Source organism: Pseudomonas sp. Marseille-Q0931 (assembly GCF_940789645.1).
Taxonomy (GTDB): Bacteria; Pseudomonadota; Gammaproteobacteria; order Pseudomonadales; family Pseudomonadaceae; genus Aquipseudomonas.
In genome coordinates this window covers 43,705-69,155 of sequence record NZ_CALNWT010000020.1, presented here as the reverse complement: position 1 = coordinate 69,155, position 25,451 = coordinate 43,705, and the positions used below count along the sequence as shown (strand labels likewise).

Annotated in this window: 27 protein-coding genes and 1 pseudogene; 21 read left to right on the top strand and 7 right to left on the bottom strand. The window is 63.5% G+C overall.

The genetic code is table 11. The features are described 5' to 3' along the window. Window positions 1–289 precede the first annotated feature (289 nt). Entirely contained in the window at window positions 290–631 is a 342-nt protein-coding gene (locus tag P3C50_RS23400; RefSeq protein WP_197858528.1) for a PilZ domain-containing protein, read from the top strand. A 114-nt stretch (window positions 632–745) separates the two neighbouring features. Here the strand turns inward: P3C50_RS23400 and flhA are convergent, their stop codons facing one another. The 7 genes from flhA to P3C50_RS23365 are packed head-to-tail and all read right to left on the bottom strand — an operon-like array spanning window position 746 to window position 7,014. Next, entirely contained in the window at window positions 746–2,842 is a 2,097-nt protein-coding gene (gene flhA, locus P3C50_RS23395) for a flagellar biosynthesis protein FlhA (protein WP_275547787.1), read from the bottom strand. 3 nt (window positions 2,843–2,845) lie between these two features. Beyond that, window positions 2,846–3,979 carry a flagellar biosynthesis protein FlhB gene (gene flhB / locus P3C50_RS23390; RefSeq protein WP_197858530.1) on the bottom strand — a complete coding sequence of 378 codons (1,134 nt, stop codon included), beginning with the start codon at window positions 3,977–3,979 and terminating at the stop codon, window positions 2,846–2,848. After that, a complete protein-coding gene (fliR, locus tag P3C50_RS23385; RefSeq protein WP_275547786.1) occupies window positions 3,972–4,766 on the bottom strand; it encodes a flagellar biosynthetic protein FliR in 795 nt (264 codons plus the stop codon). The genes flhB and fliR overlap by 8 nt, the downstream gene beginning before the upstream one ends. A gap of 3 nt (window positions 4,767–4,769) precedes the next feature. Continuing rightward, entirely contained in the window at window positions 4,770–5,042 is a 273-nt protein-coding gene (locus tag P3C50_RS23380; protein ID WP_275547785.1) for a flagellar biosynthetic protein FliQ, read from the bottom strand. A 12-nt stretch (window positions 5,043–5,054) separates the two neighbouring features. Then, on the bottom strand, window positions 5,055–5,807 hold the full coding sequence (gene fliP, locus P3C50_RS23375; RefSeq protein ID WP_197858533.1) for a flagellar type III secretion system pore protein FliP: 753 nt from the start codon (window positions 5,805–5,807) through the stop codon (window positions 5,055–5,057). Then, window positions 5,807–6,178: a flagellar motor switch protein FliN gene (fliN, locus tag P3C50_RS23370; protein WP_197858534.1), complete on the bottom strand. Its 372-nt coding sequence runs from the start codon at window positions 6,176–6,178 to the stop codon at window positions 5,807–5,809. The genes fliP and fliN overlap by 1 nt, the downstream gene beginning before the upstream one ends. Beyond that, the gene (locus tag P3C50_RS23365) at window positions 6,175–7,014 is read right to left on the bottom strand and encodes a FliM/FliN family flagellar motor switch protein (RefSeq protein ID WP_197858535.1); all 840 of its coding nucleotides are present in this window, start codon (window positions 7,012–7,014) and stop codon (window positions 6,175–6,177) included. The genes fliN and P3C50_RS23365 overlap by 4 nt, the downstream gene beginning before the upstream one ends. Window positions 7,015–7,493: 479 nt before the next feature. Between P3C50_RS23365 and P3C50_RS23360 the strand changes: the two genes are divergently transcribed. The 20 genes and pseudogenes from P3C50_RS23360 to P3C50_RS23265 all read left to right on the top strand — a co-directional run bounded on the left by P3C50_RS23360 (window position 7,494) and on the right by P3C50_RS23265 (window position 25,443). Further along, a complete protein-coding gene (locus tag P3C50_RS23360; RefSeq protein WP_275547784.1) occupies window positions 7,494–8,903 on the top strand; it encodes a sigma-54 dependent transcriptional regulator in 1,410 nt (469 codons plus the stop codon). Between the two features lie 13 nt (window positions 8,904–8,916). Further along, a complete protein-coding gene (locus tag P3C50_RS23355; RefSeq protein ID WP_275547783.1) occupies window positions 8,917–9,252 on the top strand; it encodes a flagellar hook-basal body complex protein FliE in 336 nt (111 codons plus the stop codon). Window positions 9,253–9,271: 19 nt separating this feature from the next. Continuing rightward, window positions 9,272–10,966, top strand: a complete 1,695-nt coding sequence (gene fliF, locus P3C50_RS23350; RefSeq protein ID WP_275547782.1) for a flagellar basal-body MS-ring/collar protein FliF — start codon at window positions 9,272–9,274, stop codon at window positions 10,964–10,966. Then, window positions 10,941–12,005 carry a FliG C-terminal domain-containing protein gene (locus P3C50_RS23345; RefSeq protein ID WP_197858539.1) on the top strand — a complete coding sequence of 355 codons (1,065 nt, stop codon included), beginning with the start codon at window positions 10,941–10,943 and terminating at the stop codon, window positions 12,003–12,005. Before fliF ends, P3C50_RS23345 begins: the two co-directional genes overlap by 26 nt. A 1-nt stretch (window position 12,006) precedes the next feature. Beyond that, window positions 12,007–12,699 (top strand): flagellar assembly protein FliH, encoded by a 693-nt coding sequence (gene fliH / locus P3C50_RS23340; protein WP_275547781.1) that lies wholly within the window; start codon window positions 12,007–12,009, stop codon window positions 12,697–12,699. Window positions 12,700–12,715: 16 nt separating this feature from the next. After that, window positions 12,716–14,032: a flagellar protein export ATPase FliI gene (gene fliI, locus P3C50_RS23335; protein WP_013717781.1), complete on the top strand. Its 1,317-nt coding sequence runs from the start codon at window positions 12,716–12,718 to the stop codon at window positions 14,030–14,032. Then, window positions 14,029–14,454, top strand: a complete 426-nt coding sequence (locus P3C50_RS23330; protein WP_197858541.1) for a flagellar FliJ family protein — start codon at window positions 14,029–14,031, stop codon at window positions 14,452–14,454. The genes fliI and P3C50_RS23330 overlap by 4 nt, the downstream gene beginning before the upstream one ends. A gap of 78 nt (window positions 14,455–14,532) precedes the next feature. Further along, complete coding sequence (flgM, locus tag P3C50_RS23325; RefSeq protein ID WP_161867928.1) at window positions 14,533–14,811, top strand: flagellar biosynthesis anti-sigma factor FlgM; 279 nt, start codon at window positions 14,533–14,535, stop codon at window positions 14,809–14,811. Continuing rightward, window positions 14,808–15,254 (top strand): flagellar export chaperone FlgN, encoded by a 447-nt coding sequence (gene flgN / locus P3C50_RS23320; protein ID WP_275547780.1) that lies wholly within the window; start codon window positions 14,808–14,810, stop codon window positions 15,252–15,254. Before flgM ends, flgN begins: the two co-directional genes overlap by 4 nt. A gap of 180 nt (window positions 15,255–15,434) precedes the next feature. Further along, a pseudogene (locus tag P3C50_RS23315) lies at window positions 15,435–15,581 on the top strand (flagellar protein FlgN); the annotation flags it as partial. A 454-nt stretch (window positions 15,582–16,035) separates the two neighbouring features. Continuing rightward, complete coding sequence (locus P3C50_RS23310) at window positions 16,036–16,587, top strand: chorismate--pyruvate lyase family protein (RefSeq protein WP_275547779.1); 552 nt, start codon at window positions 16,036–16,038, stop codon at window positions 16,585–16,587. A gap of 197 nt (window positions 16,588–16,784) precedes the next feature. Further along, window positions 16,785–17,675: a 4-hydroxybenzoate octaprenyltransferase gene (gene ubiA / locus P3C50_RS23305; protein WP_275547778.1), complete on the top strand. Its 891-nt coding sequence runs from the start codon at window positions 16,785–16,787 to the stop codon at window positions 17,673–17,675. Window positions 17,676–17,762: 87 nt separating this feature from the next. Next, window positions 17,763–18,452 carry a phosphate regulon transcriptional regulator PhoB gene (gene phoB, locus P3C50_RS23300; RefSeq protein ID WP_003242584.1) on the top strand — a complete coding sequence of 230 codons (690 nt, stop codon included), beginning with the start codon at window positions 17,763–17,765 and terminating at the stop codon, window positions 18,450–18,452. A gap of 36 nt (window positions 18,453–18,488) precedes the next feature. After that, the gene (gene phoR / locus P3C50_RS23295) at window positions 18,489–19,808 is read left to right on the top strand and encodes a phosphate regulon sensor histidine kinase PhoR (protein WP_275547777.1); all 1,320 of its coding nucleotides are present in this window, start codon (window positions 18,489–18,491) and stop codon (window positions 19,806–19,808) included. A 62-nt stretch (window positions 19,809–19,870) separates the two neighbouring features. Beyond that, on the top strand, window positions 19,871–21,211 hold the full coding sequence (locus tag P3C50_RS23290; protein WP_197858546.1) for a hemolysin family protein: 1,341 nt from the start codon (window positions 19,871–19,873) through the stop codon (window positions 21,209–21,211). A gap of 230 nt (window positions 21,212–21,441) precedes the next feature. Further along, window positions 21,442–22,197 carry an outer membrane beta-barrel protein gene (locus P3C50_RS23285; RefSeq protein ID WP_275547776.1) on the top strand — a complete coding sequence of 252 codons (756 nt, stop codon included), beginning with the start codon at window positions 21,442–21,444 and terminating at the stop codon, window positions 22,195–22,197. Between the two features lie 256 nt (window positions 22,198–22,453). Continuing rightward, the gene (locus P3C50_RS23280) at window positions 22,454–23,602 is read left to right on the top strand and encodes an NAD(P)/FAD-dependent oxidoreductase (RefSeq protein ID WP_275547775.1); all 1,149 of its coding nucleotides are present in this window, start codon (window positions 22,454–22,456) and stop codon (window positions 23,600–23,602) included. Window positions 23,603–23,790: 188 nt separating this feature from the next. Continuing rightward, entirely contained in the window at window positions 23,791–24,063 is a 273-nt protein-coding gene (locus tag P3C50_RS23275) for an HU family DNA-binding protein (RefSeq protein ID WP_003242571.1), read from the top strand. Between the two features lie 149 nt (window positions 24,064–24,212). Next, a complete protein-coding gene (locus P3C50_RS23270) occupies window positions 24,213–24,608 on the top strand; it encodes a helicase (protein WP_197858549.1) in 396 nt (131 codons plus the stop codon). A gap of 82 nt (window positions 24,609–24,690) precedes the next feature. Further along, entirely contained in the window at window positions 24,691–25,443 is a 753-nt protein-coding gene (locus tag P3C50_RS23265; RefSeq protein ID WP_275547774.1) for a hypothetical protein, read from the top strand. Window positions 25,444–25,451: the final 8 nt, after the last annotated feature.

Below are 25,451 nucleotides of genomic sequence, written 5' to 3'. Positions count from 1 at the left end.
AAACTGCACGGCAGAACGCGTTCCTGTAATCGCGTGGGAGCGCTGCGTGCAACGCCAATAATGCGGTCACTGCGGTGCGCAGGGTATCGGCACCTACGTAAGCTTCGCGAGCAGAGCTCGCTCCTACAGGTGAAACAGCGTCTTAGGATTTAACTATCTGCACTTCGTGGTCGTCTTGCTGTGATGAGTCACAGGCTATCAATTGGCGATTACGTTTCGAATGATCTCGATTGATAACGACTGATCCTCGCGATCCCATCAGACGTGGCGAGCACTAAGGCATTCTCCTATGCGTCAATCGAGTCGAATTACCTTCCGTTCCACCTTTCGCATCAAGATCAGCGATCGAGATAGCGACACCCTGATCGGTTATGCCGGCGACGTTTCCGAGTGCGGGATGAAACTGCTGACCGACACCCCGGTAGAGCCGGGAAGCGAGCTGAAGCTGCGTGTGCGTATGCGTGACCGGCAGGGGGAGATGCGCCAGGTGGACGTGGATATGACTTGTCAGTGGTCGCAGGAGAATATCCGCACAGGCTTTTTCGAGGCTGGGCTCGCTCTGCAGGGGGATTCGGCCGAGTACGTCCGGCTGATCGAAGGGATGCGCAAGGTGCGAAAGGAGAAAGCTTAGGCGGGGCCAAAGCCGGTAACGCGGAGAGGAGGACGATCTGCTGCTGTAGCGATCTTTCTGAGAGGCAGGCAAGGCGCGGTGGATGCGAGAGCGCATCCACCTTTGGTGAATCGGTTAGCCCAGGGTGCCGAGAATATTTACACCTACTCGGTCAGGGATCTCGTTCTGCGACAGCACATGCAACCCTGGACTGAAGACCCGGGCGTAGCGGGCCAGCAACGGGCGTAGCTGCGGCATCACGGTCAGTATCGGGGGATGGCCGTCCTTGCGCAGTTTCTCCTTCACCACCGGCATGGTGTTCTGCAACTGGTTTAGCAGGCTCGGTTCCACCGGGATGTTATCCAGACTCACCGGGCCGGCCTGCTGGGCGATGGCCAGAGCATTGAGCAGGGTGTTCTCCAGCGCATTCTCAAGGATGAACACCGACAGCTCCTGACGCTCGCCGGCGATCATGCCGACGATGCTGCGTCGTAGCGCATAGCGCACGTCGGATGCCAGCAGCACCGGGTCCTTGGTCGACTCGCTGGCTTCCAGCAGCGTGGTGGCGATGGTGACGATATCCTTGAGCGGCACCTGCTCCTGCAGCAACTGGCGGTAGACGCGGTGCTGCTGGGTATAACTGAGCTGGTTCTTCAGGCTCTCGGCCAGCTTCGGCGCCTGAACCTGCAGGCGCTGCATCAGGTGGTCGACGTCATCGTGCTTGAACACGTCCGGCAGGTGCTCGCGGATTACCTTGTTCAGGTGCGTGGCGATCACGCTGGCGCAGTCGATCACCTGGTAGCCGAGGTTCAATGCCCGCGCCTTGTCCTCCGGCTGAATCCACACCACTTGCATGCGGTAGGCCGGGTCGACGCCCAGGATGCCGTCGATCTCGCCATAGAGCTCTGGTGAGGGAATGGCCATCATGCGGTCGGCGTGCAGCTCGGCACCGTCGATCTTCTCGCCGTTGATCTGGATACTGTACTGCGAGGCCTTCAGGCGCAGGCTGTCGCGGATATGCACTTCCGGCAGGAGGAAACCCAAGCTTTCCGAAAGAGTCTGGCGTACGCCACGCACGCGCTGGGTCAGCGGCGCGCCGGCGGCTTCGTTGACCAGACCCACCAATTTGTAGCCCAGCGACACGGACAGACGCTCCACCAGCGGAATGTCTTCCCACACCATGTTTTGCGCGCGTTCCTGTTCCATCGCCTTGCCCAGGGCTTCCACTTGCTCCAGGCTCGCTGCTTCTTTCGGCGGGCCATTGCGCGCTACCATCCAGGCGACGAAGGCCACCAGCGCGGCGAAGCTGATGAAGGCCAGGTGCGGCATGCCCGGCACCAGAGCCAGGACGAAGAGGATGCCGGCTACGGTGTAGAGCAGTGCCGGTTGGGCCAGCAACTGACGGTGTACCTGATCGGTAATCTCCGAGGATTCGTTGATCCGCGTGACGATGATGGCCGCCGCGGTGGACAGCAGCAGCGCCGGAATCTGCGCGACCAGGCCATCACCGATGGTGAGCAGGGCGTACTGCTGGAAGGCCTGACCCGCCCCCAGGTCGTAGACGAACAGGCCGATGGCGAAGCCGCCGAACAGGTTGATCAACAGGATCAGGATGCCGGCGATGGCATCGCCACGGACGAACTTCGAAGCACCGTCCATGGCCCCGTAGAAATCGGCTTCCTTGGCCACTTCCGAACGGCGGCGCTTGGCCTCGTTCTGTTCGATCAGACCGGCATTGAGGTCGGCATCGATGGCCATCTGCTTGCCCGGCAATGCGTCGAGGGTAAAGCGCGCGGTGACCTCGGAGATGCGCTCACCGCCCTTGGTGACGACGATGAAGTTGATGATCATCAGGATCACGAACACCACCAGGCCGACTATGAAGTTGCCGCCGATCACCACTTCACCGAACGACTCGATCACCTTGCCCGCCGCACCGGTACCGGTATGGCCTTCGAGCAGCACAACGCGGGTAGAGGCGACGTTCAGGCACAGGCGCAGCAGGGTGGTGATCAGGATCACCGTGGGGAACAGGGAGAAATCCAGCGGGCTCTTCGACGACACGCTGACCAGCAACACGAGGATGGCCATGGCGATGTTGAAGGTGAACAGGGCATCGAGCAGCACGGGTGGCAGCGGCAGGATGACCATGGCCAGGATCGACAGGATCAGCACCGGTATGCCGATACGGCCGCTGCGGAAGGTGGGCGCGAGTTGCTGCAGTAGGTTCATGAATCAGCCCCTGTTGGCCAAGCTGTCGGGAATCGGAAGGTTGCTCGCCAGTTGCGGCTTGCTTCTGCGGCCCTGGCGCCAGGCCTTGAGCTGCAGGATGTAGGTCAGCACATGGGCCACCGCGGTATACAGCGGCGCCGGGATCTGCTGGTTGATCTGGGTGGTGAAGTAGATGGCGCGTGCCAGCGGCGGAATCTCCACCACTTCAAGCTCATGCTTGGCCGCCATCTGGCGCATATACAGGGCGGTCTCATCGACCCCCTTGGCCAGCACGAAGGGCGCGGCGGCCTTCTTGCTGTCGTACTTGAGCGCCACGGCGTAGTGCGTCGGGTTGACGATGACCACGTCGGCGTTCTTGATCACCTTGCTGATCTGCCGCTGCAGCATCTGCCGCTGCAACTGCTTGATGCGCGCCTTGACCTCGGGGCGGCCCTCCTGATTCTTGTGTTCCTCCTTGCGCTCCTGCTTGGTCATGCGCAGTTTCTTGAGGAAGAAATAGCGCTGCAGCGGGATGTCGATAAAGGAGAACACGACGAAGATCAGCATCAGGCACAGGGTCAGATTGAAGGTCAGGTCAAAGGCTGCCGAGACGGCCTCGAGCACGCTGCTGCGCTGCAACGCGATCAGGTCCGGGAGGGCTGCGCGCACCAGAACATAGCCAACGCCGAGCAGTACCAGCACCTTGAGCACCGACTTGAGCAGCTCGCTCCAGTTCTGTGCCGAGAAGATCCGGCCGAGGCCGGTGATGGGGTTGAGCTTGCTGAATTTAGGCGCGAAGTTCTTTGCGGAGAATACCCAGCCGCCGGGTACCAGCGACAGCACCACGACCAGCAGGGAGGTGAGCAGCAGCGGTGCCAGCAGCTTGATGAACACCAGCATGTTGTAGCCAAGCAGGGTGTCGAGGTCATCCAGGCCAATCTCGCTATGGCCGAACTGGATATAGGACAGGCGGAAGCTGTCGCTGAGCCCTTCGAGGAACAGCCCGGCGCTGAACTTGAGAATGAACAGCGTGGCGATCAGCGAGATGGTGGTCGACAGGTCCTTGGAGCGCGCGACCTGGCCATCGTCCTTGCTCTTCTTCAGCTTGTGCGCGGAGGCCTCTTCCGTTTTTTCCTGACCGCTGTTCTGCTCAGACATCGCCGCCCTCGCGCAGGATCACGCCCATGCCGTTGAGCAGCTCGCGGGTCAGATGCAGGTAGCTGTCGGGCAGGTTCGGCAGGGTCAGGTAGATGCACAGCAGGCCCATCAGGATGCTGATGGGGAAGCCCAGGGAGAACAGATTCATCGCAGGCGAGATGCGGTTGAGCAGGCCGAAGCAGAACTGCACCAGGGTCAGGCAGAACACCACGGGCAGGGTTACCAGCACCGCCGCTGCCAGCACCCAGGCGAAGGCCTGGATGAAACTTTGCGCGCCCAGGTAGTGCAGGCCGCTGCCCACCGGCCAGAACAGGAAACTCTGATACAGCACGCTGACGGTGACCAGGTGGCCGTCGATGGCGAAGAACAGCAGCACCAGCAGGATGAAATACAGCTGGTAGATGATCGAAGACGACGACACGCCGTTCACCGGGTCGTTGTAGCGCGCCATGCTCATGCCCATCTGCGTCGACACCACCTCACCGACCAGCATGAAGATGGTGAACACCAGTTGCAGGGTCAGGCCCAGCAGCACGCCGAAGGCGATCTGTTCCAGAGCGGTCATCAGGCCTTTCAGCGATAGCGGATCGATCTGCGGCATGTCCGGCAGTGCCGCACCGAGGGCGACCGTCAGCGCCAGGGCGAGGAGGATGCGTACGCGCACCGACACCGCCTTGTGGTTGAACAAGGGCGCCATGCTGAGCAGCGCGACAATGCGGCAGAACGGCCACCAGTAGGCCTGTAGGCTGGTCAGATACTGGCTGGCATGGAGCACGGGTTCGGACATGCTTCAGCCCACCAGGTGACCGGCCTGCTTGAAAGTTTCGATGAACAGATCCCCCAGGGTGCGCAGGATCCAGTGGCCGGAGAACACCAGCATCGCCAGGGTGATCAGCAGGCGCGGGAGGAAGCTGAGCATCTGCTCGTTGATCTGCGTGGCCGCCTGGAAAATGCTCACCAAGAGGCCGCCGAGCAGGCTCGGCACCACCAATACGCAGACGATCAGGCCGGTAATGTAGACGGCATGGGCCACCAACTCGGCGGCGTGTTCGGGCGTGAACATCGCAAGGCCTCGCTAATAGGGCTGGATACTGGTGGTGAGGGTGCCGACCAGCAGCGTCCAGCCGTCCACCAGAACGAAGACCAGCAGCTTGAACGGCAGCGAGATCATCATCGGCGACAGCATCATCATGCCCATCGCCATCAGCACGCTGGCCACCACCAGGTCGATCACCAGAAAGGGCACGAAGATCATGAAGCCGAGCTGGAAGGCGGTCTTCAGCTCGCTCAGTACGAAGGCCGGCAGCAGCAGGGAGAAGTCCAGTTGGGCGAGGTCGTCGGGCATTTCCTCGCCGGCCAGGGCGACCAGGGTTTCCAGCGAGTTCTTGCTGGTTTGCGCCAGCATGAACTGGCTGATGATGCGCTTGCCTTCGCCCAGGCCCTGCTCGAGGCTGATCTGGTCTGCCTCGAACGGCACGTAGGCCTCCGTGTACATCTCCTGCCACACCGGGCGCATCACAAGCAGGGTGAGGCAAAGGGCGATGCCGATCAGCACCGGGTTGGGCGGGCTCTGCTGCAGGCCGATGGCCTGACGCAGAATCGCCAGGACGATGATGAAGCGGGTGAAGCAGGTCATCATCATCAACATGGCCGGGAGAAAGCCCAGCAGCGTCATGATCAGCAGGATCTGCAGCTTGACGCTCAGAGTCTGGCCGTCTTCGGTGTCGTTGAAGTTGAACAGGGTGATGTCGCCGCCCGCTGCCTGAGCCAGCAGCGGGCAGCACAGGGCCGTCAGCAGCAGGCCAAGTTGCAGCAGCCGGCGCAGCATCACACGCCCAGCCCGCTGAGGCCGCTACCGGACAGCTCGACGATGCGCAGGCCGTAGTTGCCGTTCATCACCACCACCTCGGCCTTGGCGAACAGCGCACCGTTGACCTTCACGTCCAGCGGCTCGCCGGCCAGCTTGTCGAGGGCGATCACGCTGCCGGCGTCGACATCCATCAGCTCCTTGAGGGTGATCTCCGTGGAGGCCACCTCCAGGGTGACGTTGACCGGGATCTTGCCGAAGAAGCTCAGGTCCTGCTGCGGCAATGCGGCGGGCGCCTGCTCGGGCAAGGAGTCGCTGACGGCCTCGTCGAGATTGAGGCCGGCGTCGTTGATCAGGCTGTCGAAATCGTTATCGGAAATGGGGCTGCTCATGGGGTCTTCACGCTCTCAAGAGAAGTCAGGAACAAGGAGCCGTCGTCTTCGAAGATGGCGCCGCGAAACAGCTTCTGCTGGTTGATCTGTACGTCGCAGCGCTCCAGCAGGCGCATCGGCAGGATGTCGCCGGGACGCAGGGCGAGAACCTGCGACAGGGGCATCTGCAGGCTGGCCACCACGCAGTCCAGGCGCACCGGCAACTGACGAATCTGATTGAGCGAATTACCGCTCTGGGCCACCGCAACCGGAGGCGTCAGGCGGCTGGTCAGCTCGTCGACCAGCTGTGTGTCCAGGTAGATGAAGATCGATGCCTGGCTGCCAGTGATATGGCTGGTGAAGTTGAACTCCGCCACGTACTCCCAGGCGGCCTCTTCATAGGCGTTGTCATAAGGTTCGAGCTTGCCGAAGGTCTGGCCGGCGAGGATCGAGCGGGCGAACAGCTGGCTCACGTCCAGGCCCAGGCGCGTACGCATACGCTGCTCCGAGGTGCTCACCGGTGGCGCTTCATGGTTGGGTAGGCAGGTGCCACCGTAGTAACACTCCAGCGCTTCGGTCAGCAGAGGGCGGTCCATGGCGAAGCCGACCTTGCCCAATGGCGAGCGATAGAGGCACTCGGCTTCTTTATTCACCTGCTCGTGAACATCCACCCGCAGCAACTCGAGATTGATTCGATAGTTGCGCAAAAAGTAATCACTGATGATTCGCGGATATTTGCTGGAAAGCTCGCGAATATAGTGCGGAATCTTGTGATAGTGCCGGCCAAGTTTCTGCGGTTTCAACCGGGTCAGACTGTCGGCGGGCACGCCATGAAGGACTTTTTTAATCCCCGTCATGTTGTGGGCTGTATTCCTGGTTGTAACTGCGCGAGCACCCACGAGGCATTCGAAGGGCGTGCAGAGGACGTTTTGATATGCCGGCAGGCCGCAGCAGCATCGCAGGGGCCATGGCGTCGAAAATCATCCGGGCACAGCGCTGCAGCCCAGTGATGACGAGAGGAAGTCTAGGCGGAGGGAGGGTGGGAAATTAAATCAATAGATATCAAATGCTGTTTTTGATGGCTGCTTGCCAGCATTGATAGGAAATAACAGCAAGTAATTCGGCGATTTTCTGTGCGCTTGTTAACGTCCGCGCCGTGATCCGTCGCGCATATAGATGCCACGCAGAAAAGTGCTGCTGAGTTGACCCATAAGGGCGACGGAAAGTTTCAAAAGATTAAGGGGCCCTGTGAAAAAAATCTGTCATCTGCTTGGCAGTTTTGAACACGCGGTCGAACGCCGCCGCCTGGCTCATGAAAGACAACGGGTGATTTACCTTGCAGCATTCAACTCAAACGGTAAGTTACGCCTGCGACGAGCTGTTCGATGAACAGCTGGGGCAGCAACATATAGTCGTGATCGGTCAGGCCGACGCCGCCAGCGAGCGCCTGCTTACCGGCGGCCTGCAGCGCCAGGGTTTCCCTGTTCGACGTTTTGCCAGTTGCCTGGAGCTGGATCCGGCCGTACTGGAAGATGCCAGTCTGGTGCTGGTGTTCGTCAGCAGCCTGGCCGGCAACACGCTGTATGCGCAGGTGGGCGCCATTCTGCGTCAGGCCGGCCGGGTCGGCGTGGTGCCGGTGGTGGAATATGCTGACCAGGAGAAAGCCGCCGCGCTGCTGGAGCTGGGCTGCGTCGATTATCTGCTGGCGCCTTTCAGCGAAGCCCAGCTCAGTGCCTTGCTGCGTCGCCAGGAGTCGGCCAGCTCCGGCGAAGAGGGTTTCGTGTCCTGCTCGCAGGCCGGCCGCCGCCTGCTGGCCATGGCCCAGCGCGTGGCCATGACCCGTGCGCCGATCCTGATTACCGGCGAGACCGGCACCGGCAAGGAACTGATGGCGCGCTACATCCACCGCTTCTCGGCGCAGGATGACGCGCCCTTCATTGCCGTGAACTGCGCGGCGATTCCCGAGCAGATGCTCGAATCCATTCTCTTCGGCCATGAGAAGGGCGCCTTCACCGGCGCCGTGAGCGCCCAACCGGGCAAGTTCGAACTGGCCAATGGCGGCACGCTGTTGCTCGACGAAATCGGCGAGTTGCCGCTGGGGCTACAGGCCAAGCTGCTGCGCGTGCTGCAGGAGCAGCGCGTCGAGCGCCTGGGTGGGCGCCGCGAAATCGCTCTGGATGTGCGCATCATCGCTGCCACCAACCGTGATCTGCAGCAGGAAGTGGCCGAGGGGCGCTTCCGTGCCGACCTGATGTTCCGCCTCGACGTATTGCCGCTGCACATCAGTCCGCTGCGCGAGCGCAAGGAGGACGTGCTGGCCCTGGCGCGCCGTTTCATTCGCCAGTACGCGCCGCAGGACGCGCGCCATGAACTGCTGACCGAAGATGCCTGCCGCGCGCTGCTGGCGCATGACTGGCCGGGCAATGTGCGCGAACTGGAGAATTGCCTGCAGCGTGCGCTGATCCTGCGCAATGGCCTGTACATCCAGGCCCAGGACCTGGGCCTGAGCGTTGCCGCCAGCAGCGCGGCAGAGCTGGCGCCACGCCTGCAGCCACAGGTGCTCGAGGGCGGCAAGGCAGCCTTGCGCGCCAGTGGCAAGTGGGCCGAGTACCAACATGTGATCGACACCATCCGCCGTTTCGGCGGGCACAAGACCAAGGCCGCCGAAAGCCTTGGCATGACCCCGCGCGCACTGCGCTATCGCCTTAACGCCATGCGCGAGCAGGGCGTTCAGATTCCCGTCTAGGAGAAACAAAAGGATGAATCCGATTAGCCAGGTGCAGCAGGACCTGCTGGGCCGCATGGAGCAGATGAAGAACCTCGGCGAAGCGTCGCCGATCAAGCCTGCGCAGGCCTTCGTCGGGCAGCCTGGCGAGGGCGGTTTCGCCACCGCTTTCGATCATGCGGTACGTGCGGTCGACGCACAGCAGCATCGCTCCGGCGAGCTGATGGCGGCCGTCGACAGTGGGCAGAGCGATGACCTGGTGGGCGCGATGATCGAGAGCCAGAAGGCCAGCGTTTCCTTCAGCGCGTTGATGCAGGTGCGCAACAAGCTCTCCAGCGCCTTCGACGACATCATGAAGATGCCGCTGTAAGCGGATCGGGGACTGACGCGTGCTGCAGACTATAAGAAGCAAGCTGCCCGAAACCGGGCTGAAACTCGACCCACGCATGACCCTGATCGGCCTCGCGCTGATCGCCGCCTTGCTGGCGGTTGGTGTGGTGTTCTACCTCTGGCGTGACCAGGGCTCTTTCCGCCCGCTGTACGGAGCCGGCGAGGCCTACCCGGCCGCCGAGGTGATGCAGGTGCTTGATGGCGACGCCATCAGCTACCGCCTGCATCCGCAGAGCGGTCAGGTGTTGGTACGCGAGGATCAGCTCGGCCGCGCGCGCATGCTGCTGGCGGCCAAGGGCGTGCAGGTCAAGGTGCCGGCCGGCTACGAGCTGTTCGACAAGGACGAGCCGCTGGGCACCAGCCAGTTCGTCCAGGACGTACGCCTCAAGCGTAGCCTGGAGGGCGAACTGGCGCGCACGGTGATGGCGCTCAAGGGCGTAGAAGGTGCCCGCGTGCACCTGGCGTTGCAGGAAAGCAGTTCCTTCGTGGTCGGCAAGCGCGAGCCGGGCAAGGCTTCGGTGATGCTGCAGCTGGCACCTGGTTACAAGCTGGCGCCGGAGCAGGTCAGCGCCATCGTCAATCTGGTGGCCGGCAGCGTGCCGCAGCTCGAGGCCGGCAACGTGCAGGTGGTCGATCAGTACGGCGCGTTGCTGTCGCGCGGCATCGATACCCTCGGCGGCCCGGTGCAGAACTGGCAGGTGGTCGATGACTACCAGAGCAAGGCGGTGGCCAATGCCGAAGCGGTGCTGGCGCCGGTGCTCGGTGGCGGCAATTATCGTATCAGCGTGTCGGCCGACATCGACTTCAGCCAGAAGGAAGAAACCTTCCAGGCTTATGGCGAGAACCCGCGGCTGCGCAATGAAGTGCTGCGTGACGAAAGCGTGCTCGACCAGCTGGCGCTTGGTGTGCCCGGTTCGCTGGCCAATCAGCCGCCGCAACCGGCCCCACCGGCCAATCAGGCCGCCAACCAGCAGGCGCAGGCGGGTGCTCAGGCGGACAACGCCAACCAGGCGGCGACCTCGCTGCGCAAGGAATCCAACCGCCAACTCGATTACGACCAGAGCATTACCCACGTCAAACATGCGCCGTTCAGCCTGCGTCAGCAGAGCATCGCCGTGGTGCTCAATGCCGCGGTGGCGCCGGAGGGTGGTTGGACGCCAGAGGCGCGCGAGGAGCTCGCGGCGATGGTCAAGAGCGCCGTGGGTTTCAACCAGGCGCGCGGCGACCTGCTGACGCTGAGCGTCTTCCCCTTTACCGATGCCAGCATCAATGGCGCGGGCGAGGACCTGCTGCCCTGGTGGGAAAACACCAAGGTGCACGACCTGGCCAAGCTTGGCGTGTTCGCCCTGATCAGTCTGCTGCTGTTGCTGATGGTGGTGCGTCCTGCGGTACGCAGCCTGAGCCAGCGCAACCAGGCGGCGCTGCCGGCGGTGGCCGAGGGCGATGATCAGCTGGCGCTGCATGCCGAGCGTGCGGCCGAGCGCCTGCTGGCCCGCGTTGGCGACGATGCGCCGGGGGCCACCATCCTCGGTGAACTCAGCCCTTTGTCGGAGATTCGCCTGCCGGCGCCTGGCTCGGGCCTGGAGCTGCAGATCGAACACCTGCAGATGCTGGCCAAGAACGATCCCGAGCGCGTCTCGGAAGTCATCAAACAATGGATAGGACGCAATGAGCGAGACCTCAACCCAGCCTGACGGCCGCGGTGGTTCCACCGCCAAAGAAATGCGCCTGCGCGTGCAGAAGCGTTCGCTGAGTTCTTCCGAGCAGGCCGCGATCCTCATGCTGAGCATGGGCGACGAGATTTCCGCCGGCGTGCTCAAGCACTTTTCGCGCGAGGAGATCGTCAGCATCAGCCAGGCCATGGCGCGCCTGTCCAACGTCAAGCAGCCGATGGTCTCCGACGTCATCGGCCGTTTCTTCGAGGACTACAAGGAGCAGAGCAGCATCAAGGGCGCCTCGCGTGGCTATCTCGACGGCATGCTCAGCAAGGCGCTGGGCAGCGAGATCACCCGTTCGCTGCTCGACAGCATCTACGGCGAGGAAATCCGCGCCAAGATGGCCAAGATGGAGTGGCTCGATCCGAAGCAGTTCGCCGCGCTGATCGCCAAGGAGCACGCGCAGATGCAGGCGGTGTTCCTCGCCTTCCTGCCGCCGGGCATGGCCAGCGACGTACTCGAGTGCATGCCCAAGGAGCGCCAGGACGAGCTGCTTTACCGCATCGCCAACCTCAGCGAAGTAAACAGCGACGTCATCGCCGAGCTGGAGCAACTGATCGAGCGCAGCCTGGCGGTACTCAGCACCCAGGGCTCGCAGGTGCGCGGAATCAAGCAGGCCGCCGACATCATGAACCGCTTCAAGGGCGACCGCGGGCAGATGTTCGAGCTGCTGCGTGCTCATGACGACCAGCTGGTCGAGCGCATCGAGGATGAAATGTACGACTTCTTCATCCTCTCGCGGCAGAACCAGGACGTGCTCCAGGCGCTGCTCGAAGCCGTGCCGCTGGAAGAGTGGGTGGTCGCCCTCAAGGGCGCCGAGCCCGAGCTGGTGCGCGCCATTCAGGGCGCCATGCCCAAGCGCCAGGCGCAGCAGATGGAGTCGATCAATCGCCGCCAGGGCCCGGTGCCGTTGAGCCGCGTCGAGCAGGTGCGCAAGGACATCATGGCCGTGGTGCGCGAAATGTCGGCCAACGGCGAGCTGCAGGTGCAGCTGTTCCGCGAACAGACGGTGGAATGAGATGACGGTCAAGGTAATCAAGGGCGACGCCCGCCAGTGGCGCGCCTACCGCTTCCCGCCGCGCAACAGCCAGCCGGCAGTGGACTGGAGCGGCGATGCCGCCGGTCTGCAGCGGGCCATGGCCGACGGCTTTCAGCAAGGCATCGAGAAGGGCTACCAGGACGGCCTGCAGCAAGGCGAGGAGGCCGGGCGCCAGGCCGGCTTCGAGCAGGGCCGTGACGAGGGGCTGAAACTCGGGCGTGAGGAAGGCCGCGAGGAGGGCCGTCGCGAATTCGAACTGGCTGCGCAGCCGCTGCAGCAGATCAGCGAGAAGGTCGAACAGTACCTCGGCGAGCTGGAGCACAAGCGCCGCCAGGAGTTGCTGGAGCTGGTGAAGAAGGTCTCGCAGCAGGTGATCCGCTGCGAACTCACGCTGCATCCGACCCAGTTGCTGGCGCTGGTCGAGGAAGCCCTGGCGAGCATGCCGGGCGAGTCCGAAGACGTGCAGGTACTGCTCAGCCCCGAGGAATACGCGCGGATCAAGGCCGTGGCGCCGGAACGTGCCGCCGGCTGGAAGCTGGTGGCCGACGAGCGCCTGGCGCTGGGCGAGTGCAGAGTAGTCACGCCGCAGGCCGAGGCCGACGTGGGCTGCCAGCAGCGTCTGGATGCCTGCATCGATACGCTGGCCGAGCACATGCACCTGGCCGAAGCCTGAGCGGGAGCGAACGCGGATGCTCGACTACAAACTCGACGAAGCGCTGCGCTCGCTCGACGGTGTGCAGCTGGCCAAGGTGGCCGGCCGCCTGGTGCGGGTTTCCGGCATGCTCCTGGAAAGCCTCGGCTGCCAGCGCAGCACCGGCCAGCGCTGCCGCGTCGAGCAGGCCGACGGCAGCCTGCTGGATGCGCAGGTGGTCGGCTTCAACCGCGATATCACCTATTTGATGCCATTCAAGAAGCCGGTCGGCCTGGCCGCCGGCTCGCGGGTATTCCCGGCCAAGGACGAGGCGTTGCTGCAGATCGATGAGTCCTGGCTTGGCCGTGTGGTCAATGGTCTTGGCGAGCCTTTGGACGAGCGCGGCAAGCTCTCCGGGCGCGACCCGCTGCCGGTCGAGCTGCCTTCGGTCAATCCGCTCAAGCGGCGCCCGGTGGAGGCCGCGCTGGATGTCGGCGTGCGCGCCATCAACGGCCTGCTGACCCTCGGCAAAGGCCAGCGTGTCGGCCTGTTCGCCGGTTCCGGGGTAGGCAAGAGCGTGCTGCTGGGGATGATCACCCGACAGACCAAGGCCGATGTGGTGGTGGTCGGGCTGATCGGCGAACGTGGTCGCGAGGTGCAGGAATTCATTCTCCATTCGCTCGGCGAGGAAGGCTTGCGCAAGGCGGTGGTGGTGGTGGCGCCGGCCAACGAGTCGCCGCTGATGCGCCTGAAGGCCACCGAGCTGTGCCATAGCATCGCCGCCTATTTTCGCGACCAGGGCCAGGACGTGCTGCTGCTGGTCGATTCGCTGACCCGCTACGCCATGGCACAGCGCGAGATCGCCCTGGCGCTCGGCGAGCCGCCAGCGACCAAGGGCTATCCGCCGTCGGTGTTCGGCATGCTGCCGGAACTGGTGGAGAGCGCCGGCAACGGCGAGAGCGGCAGCGGCAGCCTCAGCGCCATCTACACCGTGCTGGCCGAGGGCGATGACCATCAGGACCCGATCGTCGATTGCGCGCGCGCCATCCTCGACGGCCATATCGTGCTCTCAAGGCGCCTGGCGGATGTCGGCCACTACCCGGCCATCGACATTTCCGCCTCGGTCAGCCGCTGCATGAGCCAGGTCGGCGAGCCTGCGCACCTGGCTGCCGGGCGCCAGTTCAAGGAGTTCTACAGCACCTATGAAAAGATCAAGGAGCTGATCCCGCTGGGTGGTTACACCCCGGGCATGGACGCCAAGACCGACCGCGCCGTGCAGCTGGCGCCCAGCCTCGAACGCTTCCTGCGCCAGGAGGTCGGTGCCAGCGCCGAGCTCGGCGCCAGCATCGCCACCTTGCAGAGCATCATCAAATGAAAGAACAGCTGGAAATGCTCGGACGCCTGGCCAGCCTGCGCGGCAGCAAGGTGCAGCAAATGCTCGGCCGGGTCAGTTATCAACAGAACCTCTGCCAGCGCTACCGCAACAACATCACCGGCCTCAGCCGCTTGTGCGGCTTCACCGTGCCGATGACCACGCCTCTGCAGCGCGACAATCAGCAGCGCTACAAGGCGACCCTGTACAAGATGGTCGAACTGCAGCGTCGCGAGCTGGCGCTGGCCGAGGAGAACCTGGCGCGTATTCAGCGCGAGCTGCTGGCGGCGATGCGCAGCGAGAAGGTCATCACCCAGTTTCTCGAGGGCAAGATGGGGCAGTGGCAGGAGCAGCTTGCCCGCCAGGAGCAGAAGATTCAGGATGGTCTGGCCGCGCAGGCCTGGTGGCGCACCCAGGTCAGCTAATTTTCATTCGACGTGTTTAAGTTCTTGCCGTGCCCGGTCGCTCTTAGGCCATAACACCACGCGAGTTGGATTCGAATCATGGAAATCAGCAGGCATCTCAAGCCCAGCCTCAACCTGCCCAGCGACGCTCCGGCGCAGGTGCAGAGCGCCCGTCCGCAGCCAGGCGCCAATGCCCGCACCAGCACCAGCCAGGAACCGCGTCTGGAGCAGTTGCAGGACGCCCTGCGCAGCCTGCCGGACGTCGATCTGGACAAGGTCGCTCAGCTCAAGGCCGCCCTGGCGCGCGGTGAACTGAGCAGCGATCCGGCCGCACTGGCCGGCAGCATGCTGACCTACCACAGCGGTAGCGATGCGTGACCACTGCGCGTGAGCAACAGCTGTTGCAGATCGTCGAGCAGGACCTGCATCAGGACTGCGCCGACTATCTGACCCTGCGCGGTCTGATGCAGGAGCTGTATCAACAGTTGCTCAAGCGAGACAGCAGGCAGATCGACCTGCTCAACGAACAGATCCTGCCGCTGGTCGACCAGGCCAAGGCGCGCGCGGAACGCCGCAGCAAGGTGCTCGCCGCCTTCCAGCTGGGCAGTGGCAACAGCGCCATGCAAAAGCTGCTGGCGCGTTATCCACAGGCCCAGCGCAAGCACCTCGAACTCACTTGGGAACAGCTCGGCCAACTGGCCGGCCAGTGCAAGCGTCTCAACGAGCGCAACGGCAAGCTGCTGGCTATGCATAACGAGATTCTCGAGCAGTTGCTCGGCGAGCCGGGCGCCGGCCAGCTGTACACACCGCAGCCGTATTGAGCACTCAGCACCTCCTTGGCCCTTGTTGGAGCGGACTCGTCCGCGAGCTTTAGGCAGGCCAGCATTCGCGGACAAGTCCGCTCCCACGGCCTGGCGCCTGTATCTCCAGCGACGAACTGAAGGCACCTGCCGCAGCTGCTGGCGCGTTATCCACAGGCCCAGCGCAAACACCTCGAACTCACCTGGGAGCAGCTCGGCCAACTGGCCGGCCAGTGCAAGCGTCTCAACGAGCGCAACGGCAAGCTGCTGGCTATGCATAACGAGATTCTCGACCAGTTGCTCGGCGAACCGGGCGCTGGCCAGCCGTACACACCGCAGCCGTATTGAGTACTCAACACCTCCTCGGCTCTTGTGGGAGCGGACTCGTCCGCAAGCTTTAGGAAGGCCAGCATTCGCGGACAAGTCCGCTCCCACAGTCTGGCTCCTGTACCTCCAGCGGCGAACTGAAGGCACCTGCCGCAGCTGCTGGCGCGTTATCCACAGGCCCAGCGCAGACACCTCGAACTAGCGCAACGGCAAGCTGCTGGCCATGTACAACGAGATTCTCGACCAGTTGCTCGGCGAGCCGGGCGCCGGCCAGCTGTACACACCGCAGCCGTATTGAGTACTCAACCCCTCCTCGGCTCTTGTGGGAGCGGACTCGTCCGCGAGCTTTAGGCAGGCCGGCATTCGCGGACAAGTCCGCTCCCATGGTCTGACGCCTGTACCTCCAGCGGCGAACTGAAGGCACCTGCCACGCCGTGCTAGACTCGCGCGCTTTCGATCCGTGGTGATTCCTCCCGTGCCTCACGCTGCTCTCGCTCATCCGCCGCGCTGGCTGACCTGCGCCCAGTTGCATCCGCAGCCGGCTGCCGGTGTGCGCGACTGGTTGTTCAACGAAGACTCGCTGACCCGCCGCCTCACCGCGCTGTCGCATGACGGCTTCTCCGTCACGCCGCTGCAGGAAGGCTGGCAGCGCCTGCGCAGCGACGAATGCGCGCTGATCGGCGTCGCCGAAGGCAGCCAGGGCTGGGTGCGCGAGGTGTACCTGCGTGGTCACGGGCAGCCCTGGGTGTTCGCCCGCAGCGTCGCCGCGCGTAGCGCGCTGGAAGGCTCGGGGCTGAACCTGGCCGAGTTGGGCAGTCGCTCGCTGGGTGAGCTGCTGTTCAGTGACCGTGCCTTCGACCGCGGCGAGTTGCAGGCCTGTCGTTATCCGGCTGCCTGGCTGCCACCGGAGGTGCGCGAAGAGCGCCTGTGGGCGCGCCGCTCCTGCTTCAGCCGTGGTGCGCTCGGCGTGCTGGTGGCCGAGGTGTTTCTGCCGGCGTTCTGGCTGGCGGCGGGCATCGAGGCCTAGAGTTCGCAATACCGTCGCTCAGGCATGTTGGCCCATGGCGTGCTGCTTCGCGACGACTGCATGGATGCAAGGTAGAGCGACGCAGCAAGCCAAAGCCGAGTACGCCCTGGGCGCCTGTGGCAGTGAGCATCGCCGCTAAAGCGCCTCCCACACGCGCTTGCCCGTATAATCCGCGCAACCTGCACGGAGACGCTTCGATGTACACCCGCCTGCTGCAATCGACCACCCGCCTGCACCCGCGCGCCTGGGACTTCATCCAGCTGATGCGCCTGGAAAAGCCGATCGGCATCTACCTGCTGCTGTGGCCGACCTTGTGGGCACTGTGGGTGGCGGCCGAAGGCGTGCCGAGTGCGAAGAATCTGTTCATCTTCGTCGTCGGCGTGATCCTGATGCGCGCCGCCGGTTGCGTGATCAACGACTATGCCGACCGCAACTTCGACGGCCACGTCAGCCGCACCCAGGCGCGCCCGCTGGCCAGCGGCAAGGTCAAGCCGCGCGAGGCGCTGGTGCTGTTCGCCGTGCTGGTGGCGCTGAGCTTCGTGCTGGTGCTGTTCACCAACGCCACCACCATCTGGCTGTCGTTCGGCGGCCTGGCCCTGGCCGCCTGCTACCCGTTCATGAAGCGCTACACCTTCTACCCGCAGGTGGTGCTTGGTGCGGCCTTCTCCTGGGGCATGCCGATGGCCTTCACCGCCGAGACCGGCAGCCTGCCGCCTGAAGCCTGGCTGCTGTACATCGCCAACCTGCTGTGGACCGTGGCCTACGACACCTACTACGCCATGGCCGACCGCGAGGACGATCTGAAGATCGGGATTAAATCCACTGCCATCCTCTTCGGTGACGCCGACCGCCTGATCATCGCCAGCCTGCAGGGCCTGGCGCTGCTCTGCCTGTTGCTGGCTGGCGCACATTTCGAGCTGGGCCTGTACTTCCACCTCGGTCTGCTGGTGGCCGCCGCATGCTTTGCCTGGGAATTCCATGTGACCCGCCGCCGCGAGCCACTGGTGTGCTTCAACGCCTTCCTGCACAACCACTGGGCGGGGTTGGCGATCTTTGTCGGAATCGTGCTGGACTACGCATTGCGCTAGGCACTGCCGCTTACCTGTCATATCGCTGCAATAATTCCGTTATCTAATGCGGCGCAGACAGAGAAACGAATAGAGGCTAAGGCCCCCATGGTTGGCAAGAACATCCTGATCGTCGATGACGAAGCACCGATCCGCGAGATGATCGCGGTGGCCCTGGAGATGGCTGGCTACGAGTGCCTGGAAGCGGAGAATACCCAGCAGGCCCATGCCGTGATCGTCGACCGCAAACCCGATCTGATCCTGCTCGACTGGATGCTGCCCGGCACCAGTGGCATCGAGCTGGCCCGGCGCCTGAAGCGCGACGAGCTGACCAGCGATATCCCGATCATCATGCTCACCGCCAAGGGCGAAGAGGACAACAAGATCCAGGGCCTGGAAGTCGGCGCCGACGACTACATCACCAAGCCCTTCTCGCCACGCGAACTGGTGGCGCGTCTCAAGGCCGTGCTGCGCCGCGCAGGGCCAAGCGACAGCGAGGCGCCGATCGAAGTGGGCGGCCTGCTGCTCGACCCGATCAGCCATCGCGTGACCATCGACGGCAAGCCCGCCGAGATGGGCCCGACCGAATACCGTCTGCTGCAATTCTTCATGACCCATCAGGAGCGCGCCTATACCCGCGGCCAACTGCTCGACCAGGTCTGGGGCGGCAACGTCTATGTCGAGGAGCGCACCGTCGACGTGCATATCCGCCGTTTGCGCAAGGCCCTCGGCGATGCCTACGAAAACCTGGTGCAAACCGTGCGTGGGACTGGGTATCGTTTCTCCACCAAGGGTTAATCGCTGGCGCGAATTTGCGCCAGCCGCTCGACAAGGATGCGCTCCATCGTGAATCAAGACTGGCGTGGCGCCGTGGTGCGTCGGCTGTTGCTGCTGGTGGGTGCTTGCCTGCTGCTCGGTTTCCTCACCGGCGAGTACGCCTGGGTGCTGGCCCTTGGTCTGGCCATTCACCTGGGCTGGACCCTCAGCCAATTGCTGCGCCTGCACAAATGGCTGCGCGAGCACAAACCCGATGAACCGCCACCGGATGGCTACGGCCTGTGGGGCGAGGTGTTCGACAGCATCTATCACCTGCAGCGTCGCAACCAGAAGGCCCGCGGCCGTCTGCAGGCGGTGATCGATCGCGTGCAGGAGTCCACGGCGGCGCTCAAGGACGCCGTGGTAATGCTCGACAGCCAGGGCAATCTGGAGTGGTGGAACCGCGCCGCCGAGACCCTGCTGGGCCTCAAGACACCGCAGGACAGCGGCCAGCAACTGGCCAACCTGGTGCGCGACCCGCGTTTCAAGGAATACTTCGAGCGCGGCAGTTACACTGATGCGCTGGAGATTCCCTCGCCGGTCAACGACCGTCGTCGCCTGCAATTCCATATCACTCGCTACGGCAATCGCGAGCACCTGCTGCTGGTGCGCGACGTCACCCGTCTGTATCAGCTGGAACAGATGCGCAAGGACTTCGTCGCCAACGTCTCCCACGAACTGCGCACGCCGCTGACGGTGATTGCCGGCTATCTGGAGACCCTGCTGGACAATGTCGAGGCGGTCAATCCGCGCTGGCTGCGGGCGCTGCAGCAGATGCAGCAGCAGGGTGCGCGCATGCAGACCCTGCTCAACGATCTGCTGCTGTTGGCCAAACTGGAAGCCACTGACTACCCCTCGGACAACCAGCCGGTGGCGGCCGACCTGATGCTCTTGTCAATCAAGAATGATGCCCAGGCTCTTTCGGGCGATCAGCACCACCGCATCAGCCTAGAGGCCGATCCACACCTCAAGCTCAAGGGCAGCGAGGCGGAGCTGCGCAGCGCCTTCTCCAACCTGGTGTTCAACGCCGTGAAGTACACCCCGGCCGGTGGCGACATCCGCATTCGCTGGTGGGGTGACGAGAAGGGGGCGCACCTGGCGGTCAGCGACACCGGCATGGGCATCGACGCCAAGCATCTGCCGCGTCTGACCGAGCGCTTCTATCGCGTCGATTCCAGCCGCGCCAGCAACACCGGCGGCACCGGCCTCGGCCTGGCCATCGTCAAGCATGTGCTGCTGCGCCACCGCGGCAATCTGGAGATCAGCAGCGTGCCCGGCAAGGGCAGCACCTTCACCTGCCATTTCGCTGCGGCGCAGGTGGTGCAGCGCGCGCGCTGAGTGCTTGCATTCGCCACGACGAAGCTCCAACCTCTAGCGATCATTGGCCAATCCGAACCTTCATGGACCCCTCCACGAGTCTCCCCGCTTCTGCCTACTTTGCCGATTTCGGCCTCATGCTGTTCGCCCTGTTCCTGGTACTGCTCAACGGTTTCTTCGTCGCCGCGGAGTTCGCCATCGTGCGCCTGCGCGCGACCAAGGTCGATGCCCTGGCCGAGGCCCACGGCTGGCGCGGGCACATCCTGCGCACCGTACACAACCAGATGGACGCCTACCTCTCGGCCTGCCAGCTGGGCATCACCCTGGCCTCGCTGGGCCTGGGCTGGGTCGGTGAGCCGGCCTTTGCAGAATTGCTCACGCCGCTGCTGGTGGCGGTGGGCGTTGAGTCACCTAAGCTGATTCACGGTATCGCCTTCTTCACCGCGTTCTCGATCATTTCCTACCTGCACATCGTCATCGGCGAGCTGGCGCCCAAGTCCTGGGCCATCCGCAAACCGGAGCTGCTGTCGCTGTGGACAGCCGCGCCGCTGTACGCCTTCTACTGGCTGATGTATCCGGCGATCTTCGTGCTCAATGCCAGCGCCAACGCCATCCTGCGCATCGCCGGGCAGGGCGAGCCGGGGCCGCACCACGAGCACCACTACAGCCGTGAAGAGCTCAAGCTGATTCTGCATTCCAGCCGCGCCACCAGCGACAACGACCAGGACCTGCGCGTGCTGGCGTCGGCGGTCGAGCTGGGCGAACTGGAAGTGGTGGACTGGGCCAACTCGCGTGAAGACCTGATCTTCCTCGAGCTCAACGCTGGTCTGGACCAGGTGTTCGCCACCTTCCGCCGGCATAAGTACAGCCGCTACCCGATCTTCGACGAGAGCAAGGGCGAGTTCGTCGGCGTGCTGCACATCAAGGATCTGCTGCTGCATCTATCGCTGCTGGAGATGCTGCCGTCGGCGCTGAAGCTGGGGGACCTGATGCACCCGTTGGAGCGCGTCAGTCGGCATATGCCGCTGTCGCAGCTGCTCGAACAGTTCCGCCAGGGCGGCGCGCACTTCGCCCTGGTCGAGGAGGCCGACGGCAAGGTGATCGGCTACCTGACCATGGAGGATGTGCTGGAAGCGCTGGTGGGCGATATCCAGGACGAACACCGCAAGGCCGAGCGCGGCATTCTCGCCTACCAGCCGGGCAAGCTGCTGGTGCGCGGTGACACGCCGCTGGCCAAGGTCGAGCGGCTGCTCGGCGTCGACCTCGACCATATCGAGGCCGAGACGCTCGCCGGTCTGATCTACGAGACCCTCAAGCGCATGCCTGAAGAAGAAGAGGTGCTGGAAACCGATGGCCTGCGCATCATCGTCAAGAAGATGAAGGGACCCAAGGTGGTCCTGGCCAAAGTGGTCAAGCTGGACTGACGCCGCAGGGCGCCAGGCGACGGCGCCGCTGCGGTGAAAGGCCTCATGGCGATTGATCGCTGAGTCGGAACTTGACGACAAGTTCATGGACGTTAGCTGCTCGTTCAGCGCCTGTTCAGCTTGGCGACCGCTCATCGGGCGGGGCGAATCACTCCCTACAGGCTCAGTCTAGGTACTTGCGTCCCACCTCGCGCGGGGACGTTATCCACTCAATTGCCAAGGAAATCGTCATGCAGCTGTCCAGCATAACCCCCAAAGCAACACTCGCCCTTTGCCTGGCGGGCGCCTCGCAGGCCTATGCAGACTCGGTCACCGACCCCATCTCCACCTTTGGTGTCATCGCTTCGCACAATCAGTACAAGCTCACCGTGGACGATGAAAGCGACAAGGAACGCCTCAACCAGGGCGGCCTGTTCTACCACTTCGGCAACAAGCTGACCGGGCAGGAAGGCTTCATCTACCAGGCGGGCATCGAAGGCCAGTACCGTGACAAGGACGATGTGGAATACAAGTCCGCGCGTGCCGATATCGACCTCGGCCTGCGCGCCGCGCTGAGCACCAACAATTATGTCGACGTGATCGTCGGTGGTGGCTACGACTGGGGCCGCATCGAGCAGGACGACGTCGGACCGTTCGACAGCAACGTCAAGCTGACCAGCAAATCGCCCTTCGCCAAGGCCGGGCTCGGCTACAACTACCTGACGCCGGATTACACCCTGCGCCTGGAAGTGGGTGCTCGCTATTCGATCGACGCCGAAGCGCGCCTGAAGATCGATGGCGACAGTGATTCCGTGGACCTCAAAGACAAGGTCAATCCCTACGGTGAACTGACCGTGCTGTGGAACAAGGGCATCAATAACCTGCCGATCAGCACCAGCCTGTACTACACCCAGACCCGCTATGAGCTCGACAGCAACAGTGCCGTCGCCGAGCGCAGCAAGCTCAAGCAGGAGCAGGTCGGCCTGCGCGTCGGCCTGGCGTTCTAAGCCAAGCCGCATTCTAGAAACCGCCCGCGCTGTCGGGCGGCTCTACCTTCGCTACCGCGCCACTTCTGGCCAGTTGCTGCCTGATCCAGTAGGGTGTGGTGGCGCCACTTCCAGTGAGATCTCTCAGTCGACTGACCCAGGCCTGCAACGACTGCGGCCCAGTTCACTTCGAGCGTATCGAGCGCACCTGAATCTTTTGAATCAATGGTGACGGCCAGCGGGCCGTTGCGTTGTTTGTGTAGCGAGGAATCACAGCATGAGTGCACCAGTCGTCATCGTCGGGACCGGCCTGGCCGGCTACAACCTGGCCAAGGAATGGCGCAAGCTCGACACGCAGACGCCCCTGCTGCTGATCACCGCCGACGACGGCCGTTCCTACTCCAAGCCAATGCTGTCCACCGGCTTCGGCAAGAACAAGGATGCCGATGGCCTGGCCATGGCCGAAGCCGGCGCCATGGCCGAGCAGCTCAACGCAGAGATCCGCACTCATACCCGCATCACCGGCATCGACCCCGGCCACAAGCGTCTGTGGATCGGTGAGGAGGCCGTGCCTTATCGCGATCTGGTGCTGGCCTGGGGTGCCGAGCCGATTCGCATCCCGGTGGAAGGTGATGCCCAGGACGCGGTGTTTCCGATCAATGACCTGGAGGACTATGCGCGCTTTCGGAGCGCCGTGGCCGGCAAGCGGCGCGTGCTGATTCTCGGCGCGGGCCTGATCGGCTGCGAGTTCGCCAACGATCTGACTGCCGGCGGCTACCAGGTCGAGTTGCTGGCGCCCTGCGAGCAGGTGATGCCAGCTCTGCTGCATCCGGCTGCGGCATCTGCCGTGCAGGCTGGCCTGGAAGATCTGGGCGTGCGTTTTCATCTCGGCCCGGTGCTGGCCAGTCTCGACCGCCAGGGTGACGCGCTGCAGGCCACGCTGTCCGATGGTCGCCTGATCCCATGCGATGCTGTGGTTTCCGCAGTCGGACTACGCCCGCGCACCGCACTCGCTGCAGCAGCCGGTCTGGACATCAACCGTGGCGTGATGGTCGACCGCCACCTGCGCACCTCGCACGCCAATATCTATGCCCTGGGAGATTGCGCCGAGGTCGATGGCCTCAACCTGCTTTATGTCATGCCGCTGATGGCCTGTGCCCGGGCATTGGCCAAAACCCTGGCCGGCGAGCCGACAGCGGTGGGCTACGGGCCGATGCCGGTGACGGTCAAGACGCCGGCATGCCCGCTGGTGGTCTCGCCGCCGCCGCGTGGTAGCCAGGGAGAGTGGACCGTCGAAGGCAGCGGCCGCGATATCAAGGCGCTCTGCCGCGAGGCTTCCGGCGCACTGCTCGGTTATGCGCTGACCGGCGCCGCGGTGCAGGAGAAACTGGCCCTGAACAAGGAGCTGCCTGCGCTGCTGGCATGATTGCCTGCCGTTCTGTCGGATACGCCACGAATTTGCCTGGTTAAAGTGGCGGGCGAGACTGGCGCGGCGCGATGCGGCATGCCATTCTCCCAAGGGTCTGCCGCAGCGCAGAGCTGTTGCGGCGCCTTGGGCGCTGTTCTGGAAGAACAGCACGGACACAACAACAAAAAACCGTCAAAGAGGCATCTATGCGCAAACCGGAACTCGCCGCCGCCATCGCCGAAAAGGCTGATCTGACCAAGGATCAGGCCAATCGTGTACTCAACGCCGTACTGGAAGAAATCACCGGTGCACTGAACCGCAAGGACAGTGTCACCCTGGTTGGTTTCGGCACATTCGTTCAGCGCCACCGTGGCGCCCGTACGGGCAAGAACCCGCAAACCGGCCAACCGGTGAAGATCAAGGCCAGCAACACCGTTGCCTTCAAACCGGGCAAGTCCCTGAAAGACGCGGTCAACTGAGCCCGCTGCCCGGAGCCGCTCGGCTCCGGGATCCCCTACGCAGTCTGCTTACCTCACCAGCCATCGCAGGCATGCTTTCGCCAGGCTGTAGTCTTGCTGAAAAACCACTACAATGCGCGCCCATCATCTTCGATCACGAGGGCCTGTGCATGAAATTCCGTTTTCTTTTGTGGATGCTGGGCCGCCTGATGGCCAAGGCCAGCCGTGAAAATCCGGCATTCCGCCAGCAGCTCGAAGGTCGCGACATGGTCTTTCAACTGCATACCCTGGATGGCAAGGTCGCCCGCCACTTCATCGTGGCCGGTCAGCGCGTCACCAGCAAACGCGGTGTGGCTCAAGAGCCCGCTTTCGCCATTGGTTTCAAGGACGCCGTCTACGGCTTCGAAACCATGACTGCGAAGAACAAGCAGCTGGCCTTCATGCAGGGTATCCAGAACAAGGACATCCAGATCCAGGGCAATCCGGCGCTGGTCATGTGGTTCCAGGGGCTTACCAAGTACCTGATGCCAAAGAAGAAGACCGAGGCACCCAAAAAGGCTGCCTGATAAGCACCAATTCGCGTCGCGGCTGGCCGCGACGCTGCGCTTTGGTTAGGCTGCCAGGCACGTTCCTGTGGAAAGCCTGAGCATGCGCCTTTTCCTCCTGCCCCTGCTGTTGCTGGCCGCCGTCACGGCGCGAGCCGAGCCAGCCTCCGCCAAGACCCTGTTGCCGTTGTTCGAGCTGGCGGGCATCCATCTACTCTGCGAGCAGAGTGCGCCGCTGCTGCAGCGCGGCCAGGGTGATGCCGAACAGAAACGCCTTGCGCGACTGTTCGCGAGCGAGGCGTTTTGTCTCGATTTGGCTAAACGGGTCGGATCCCGTTTCGATGCTACGCAAGCCGAGCAGGCTCATGAGCGTCTCGACAGTCCACTGGCGCAGCGCTTCACCGCTGCCGAGAGTGCGGTTGGCGAGCAGCCCGAAGGCCTGGCTGAGTATCGCCAACGGCTGCAGGCGCAACCGCCACGAGGCGCGCGCCTGGAGTTGATCAAGCGGCTCGATGCGGCTGCGCGCACCACCGAGTTGGCCAGCCTGCTGCGTTACGAAGTCGGCAAGACCCAGGCACTGCTGGCGCTAAGGGCGCGGGGCGAGAATCTCGCTGAGGCCGAGCTGCAGGCGCAGACGCAGAAGCAGGCCGATGCCATTCGCCAGTCCAGCGAGCAGGCAGTGGAAACCTTCATGTTCTATGCCTATCGGCAGATGCCCAGCGATCAACTCGCCGAGTATGCGGCGCTGTACGAGCACGCCAGCGTCAGCCAACTGCTCGCCATCAGCCTGGAAGTGGTGCCGCAGCTGTTCGCCGAGCGTCGTGAACAACTGCGCAAGCGGGCCGGCAAGCCGTAATGATCGAG

Excerpts from the sequence above, each read along its gene's own strand:
- P3C50_RS23380 (WP_275547785.1), bottom strand. The coding sequence starts at position 5,042 with ATGTTCACGCCCGAACACGCCGCCGAGTTGGTGGCCCATGCCGTCTAC.
- fliR (WP_275547786.1), bottom strand. The coding sequence starts at position 4,766 with ATGTCCGAACCCGTGCTCCATGCCAGCCAGTATCTGACCAGCCTACAG.
- phoR (WP_275547777.1), top strand. The coding sequence starts at position 18,489 with ATGCGCTCCATCGTGAATCAAGACTGGCGTGGCGCCGTGGTGCGTCGG.
- P3C50_RS23275 (WP_003242571.1), top strand. The coding sequence starts at position 23,791 with ATGCGCAAACCGGAACTCGCCGCCGCCATCGCCGAAAAGGCTGATCTG.
- phoB (WP_003242584.1), top strand. The coding sequence starts at position 17,763 with ATGGTTGGCAAGAACATCCTGATCGTCGATGACGAAGCACCGATCCGC.
- fliH (WP_275547781.1), top strand. The coding sequence starts at position 12,007 with ATGACGGTCAAGGTAATCAAGGGCGACGCCCGCCAGTGGCGCGCCTAC.
- P3C50_RS23265 (WP_275547774.1), top strand. The coding sequence starts at position 24,691 with ATGCGCCTTTTCCTCCTGCCCCTGCTGTTGCTGGCCGCCGTCACGGCG.
- flhA (WP_275547787.1), bottom strand. The coding sequence starts at position 2,842 with ATGAACCTACTGCAGCAACTCGCGCCCACCTTCCGCAGCGGCCGTATC.
- P3C50_RS23355 (WP_275547783.1), top strand. The coding sequence starts at position 8,917 with ATGAATCCGATTAGCCAGGTGCAGCAGGACCTGCTGGGCCGCATGGAG.
- flhB (WP_197858530.1), bottom strand. The coding sequence starts at position 3,979 with ATGTCTGAGCAGAACAGCGGTCAGGAAAAAACGGAAGAGGCCTCCGCG.
- P3C50_RS23270 (WP_197858549.1), top strand. The coding sequence starts at position 24,213 with ATGAAATTCCGTTTTCTTTTGTGGATGCTGGGCCGCCTGATGGCCAAG.
- ubiA (WP_275547778.1), top strand. The coding sequence starts at position 16,785 with ATGTACACCCGCCTGCTGCAATCGACCACCCGCCTGCACCCGCGCGCC.
- P3C50_RS23400 (WP_197858528.1), top strand. The coding sequence starts at position 290 with ATGCGTCAATCGAGTCGAATTACCTTCCGTTCCACCTTTCGCATCAAG.
- fliN (WP_197858534.1), bottom strand. The coding sequence starts at position 6,178 with ATGAGCAGCCCCATTTCCGATAACGATTTCGACAGCCTGATCAACGAC.
- P3C50_RS23285 (WP_275547776.1), top strand. The coding sequence starts at position 21,442 with ATGCAGCTGTCCAGCATAACCCCCAAAGCAACACTCGCCCTTTGCCTG.
- P3C50_RS23345 (WP_197858539.1), top strand. The coding sequence starts at position 10,941 with ATGAGCGAGACCTCAACCCAGCCTGACGGCCGCGGTGGTTCCACCGCC.
- P3C50_RS23290 (WP_197858546.1), top strand. The coding sequence starts at position 19,871 with ATGGACCCCTCCACGAGTCTCCCCGCTTCTGCCTACTTTGCCGATTTC.
- fliP (WP_197858533.1), bottom strand. The coding sequence starts at position 5,807 with ATGCTGCGCCGGCTGCTGCAACTTGGCCTGCTGCTGACGGCCCTGTGC.
- P3C50_RS23330 (WP_197858541.1), top strand. The coding sequence starts at position 14,029 with ATGAAAGAACAGCTGGAAATGCTCGGACGCCTGGCCAGCCTGCGCGGC.
- P3C50_RS23365 (WP_197858535.1), bottom strand. The coding sequence starts at position 7,014 with ATGACGGGGATTAAAAAAGTCCTTCATGGCGTGCCCGCCGACAGTCTG.
- fliI (WP_013717781.1), top strand. The coding sequence starts at position 12,716 with ATGCTCGACTACAAACTCGACGAAGCGCTGCGCTCGCTCGACGGTGTG.
- P3C50_RS23280 (WP_275547775.1), top strand. The coding sequence starts at position 22,454 with ATGAGTGCACCAGTCGTCATCGTCGGGACCGGCCTGGCCGGCTACAAC.
- flgM (WP_161867928.1), top strand. The coding sequence starts at position 14,533 with ATGGAAATCAGCAGGCATCTCAAGCCCAGCCTCAACCTGCCCAGCGAC.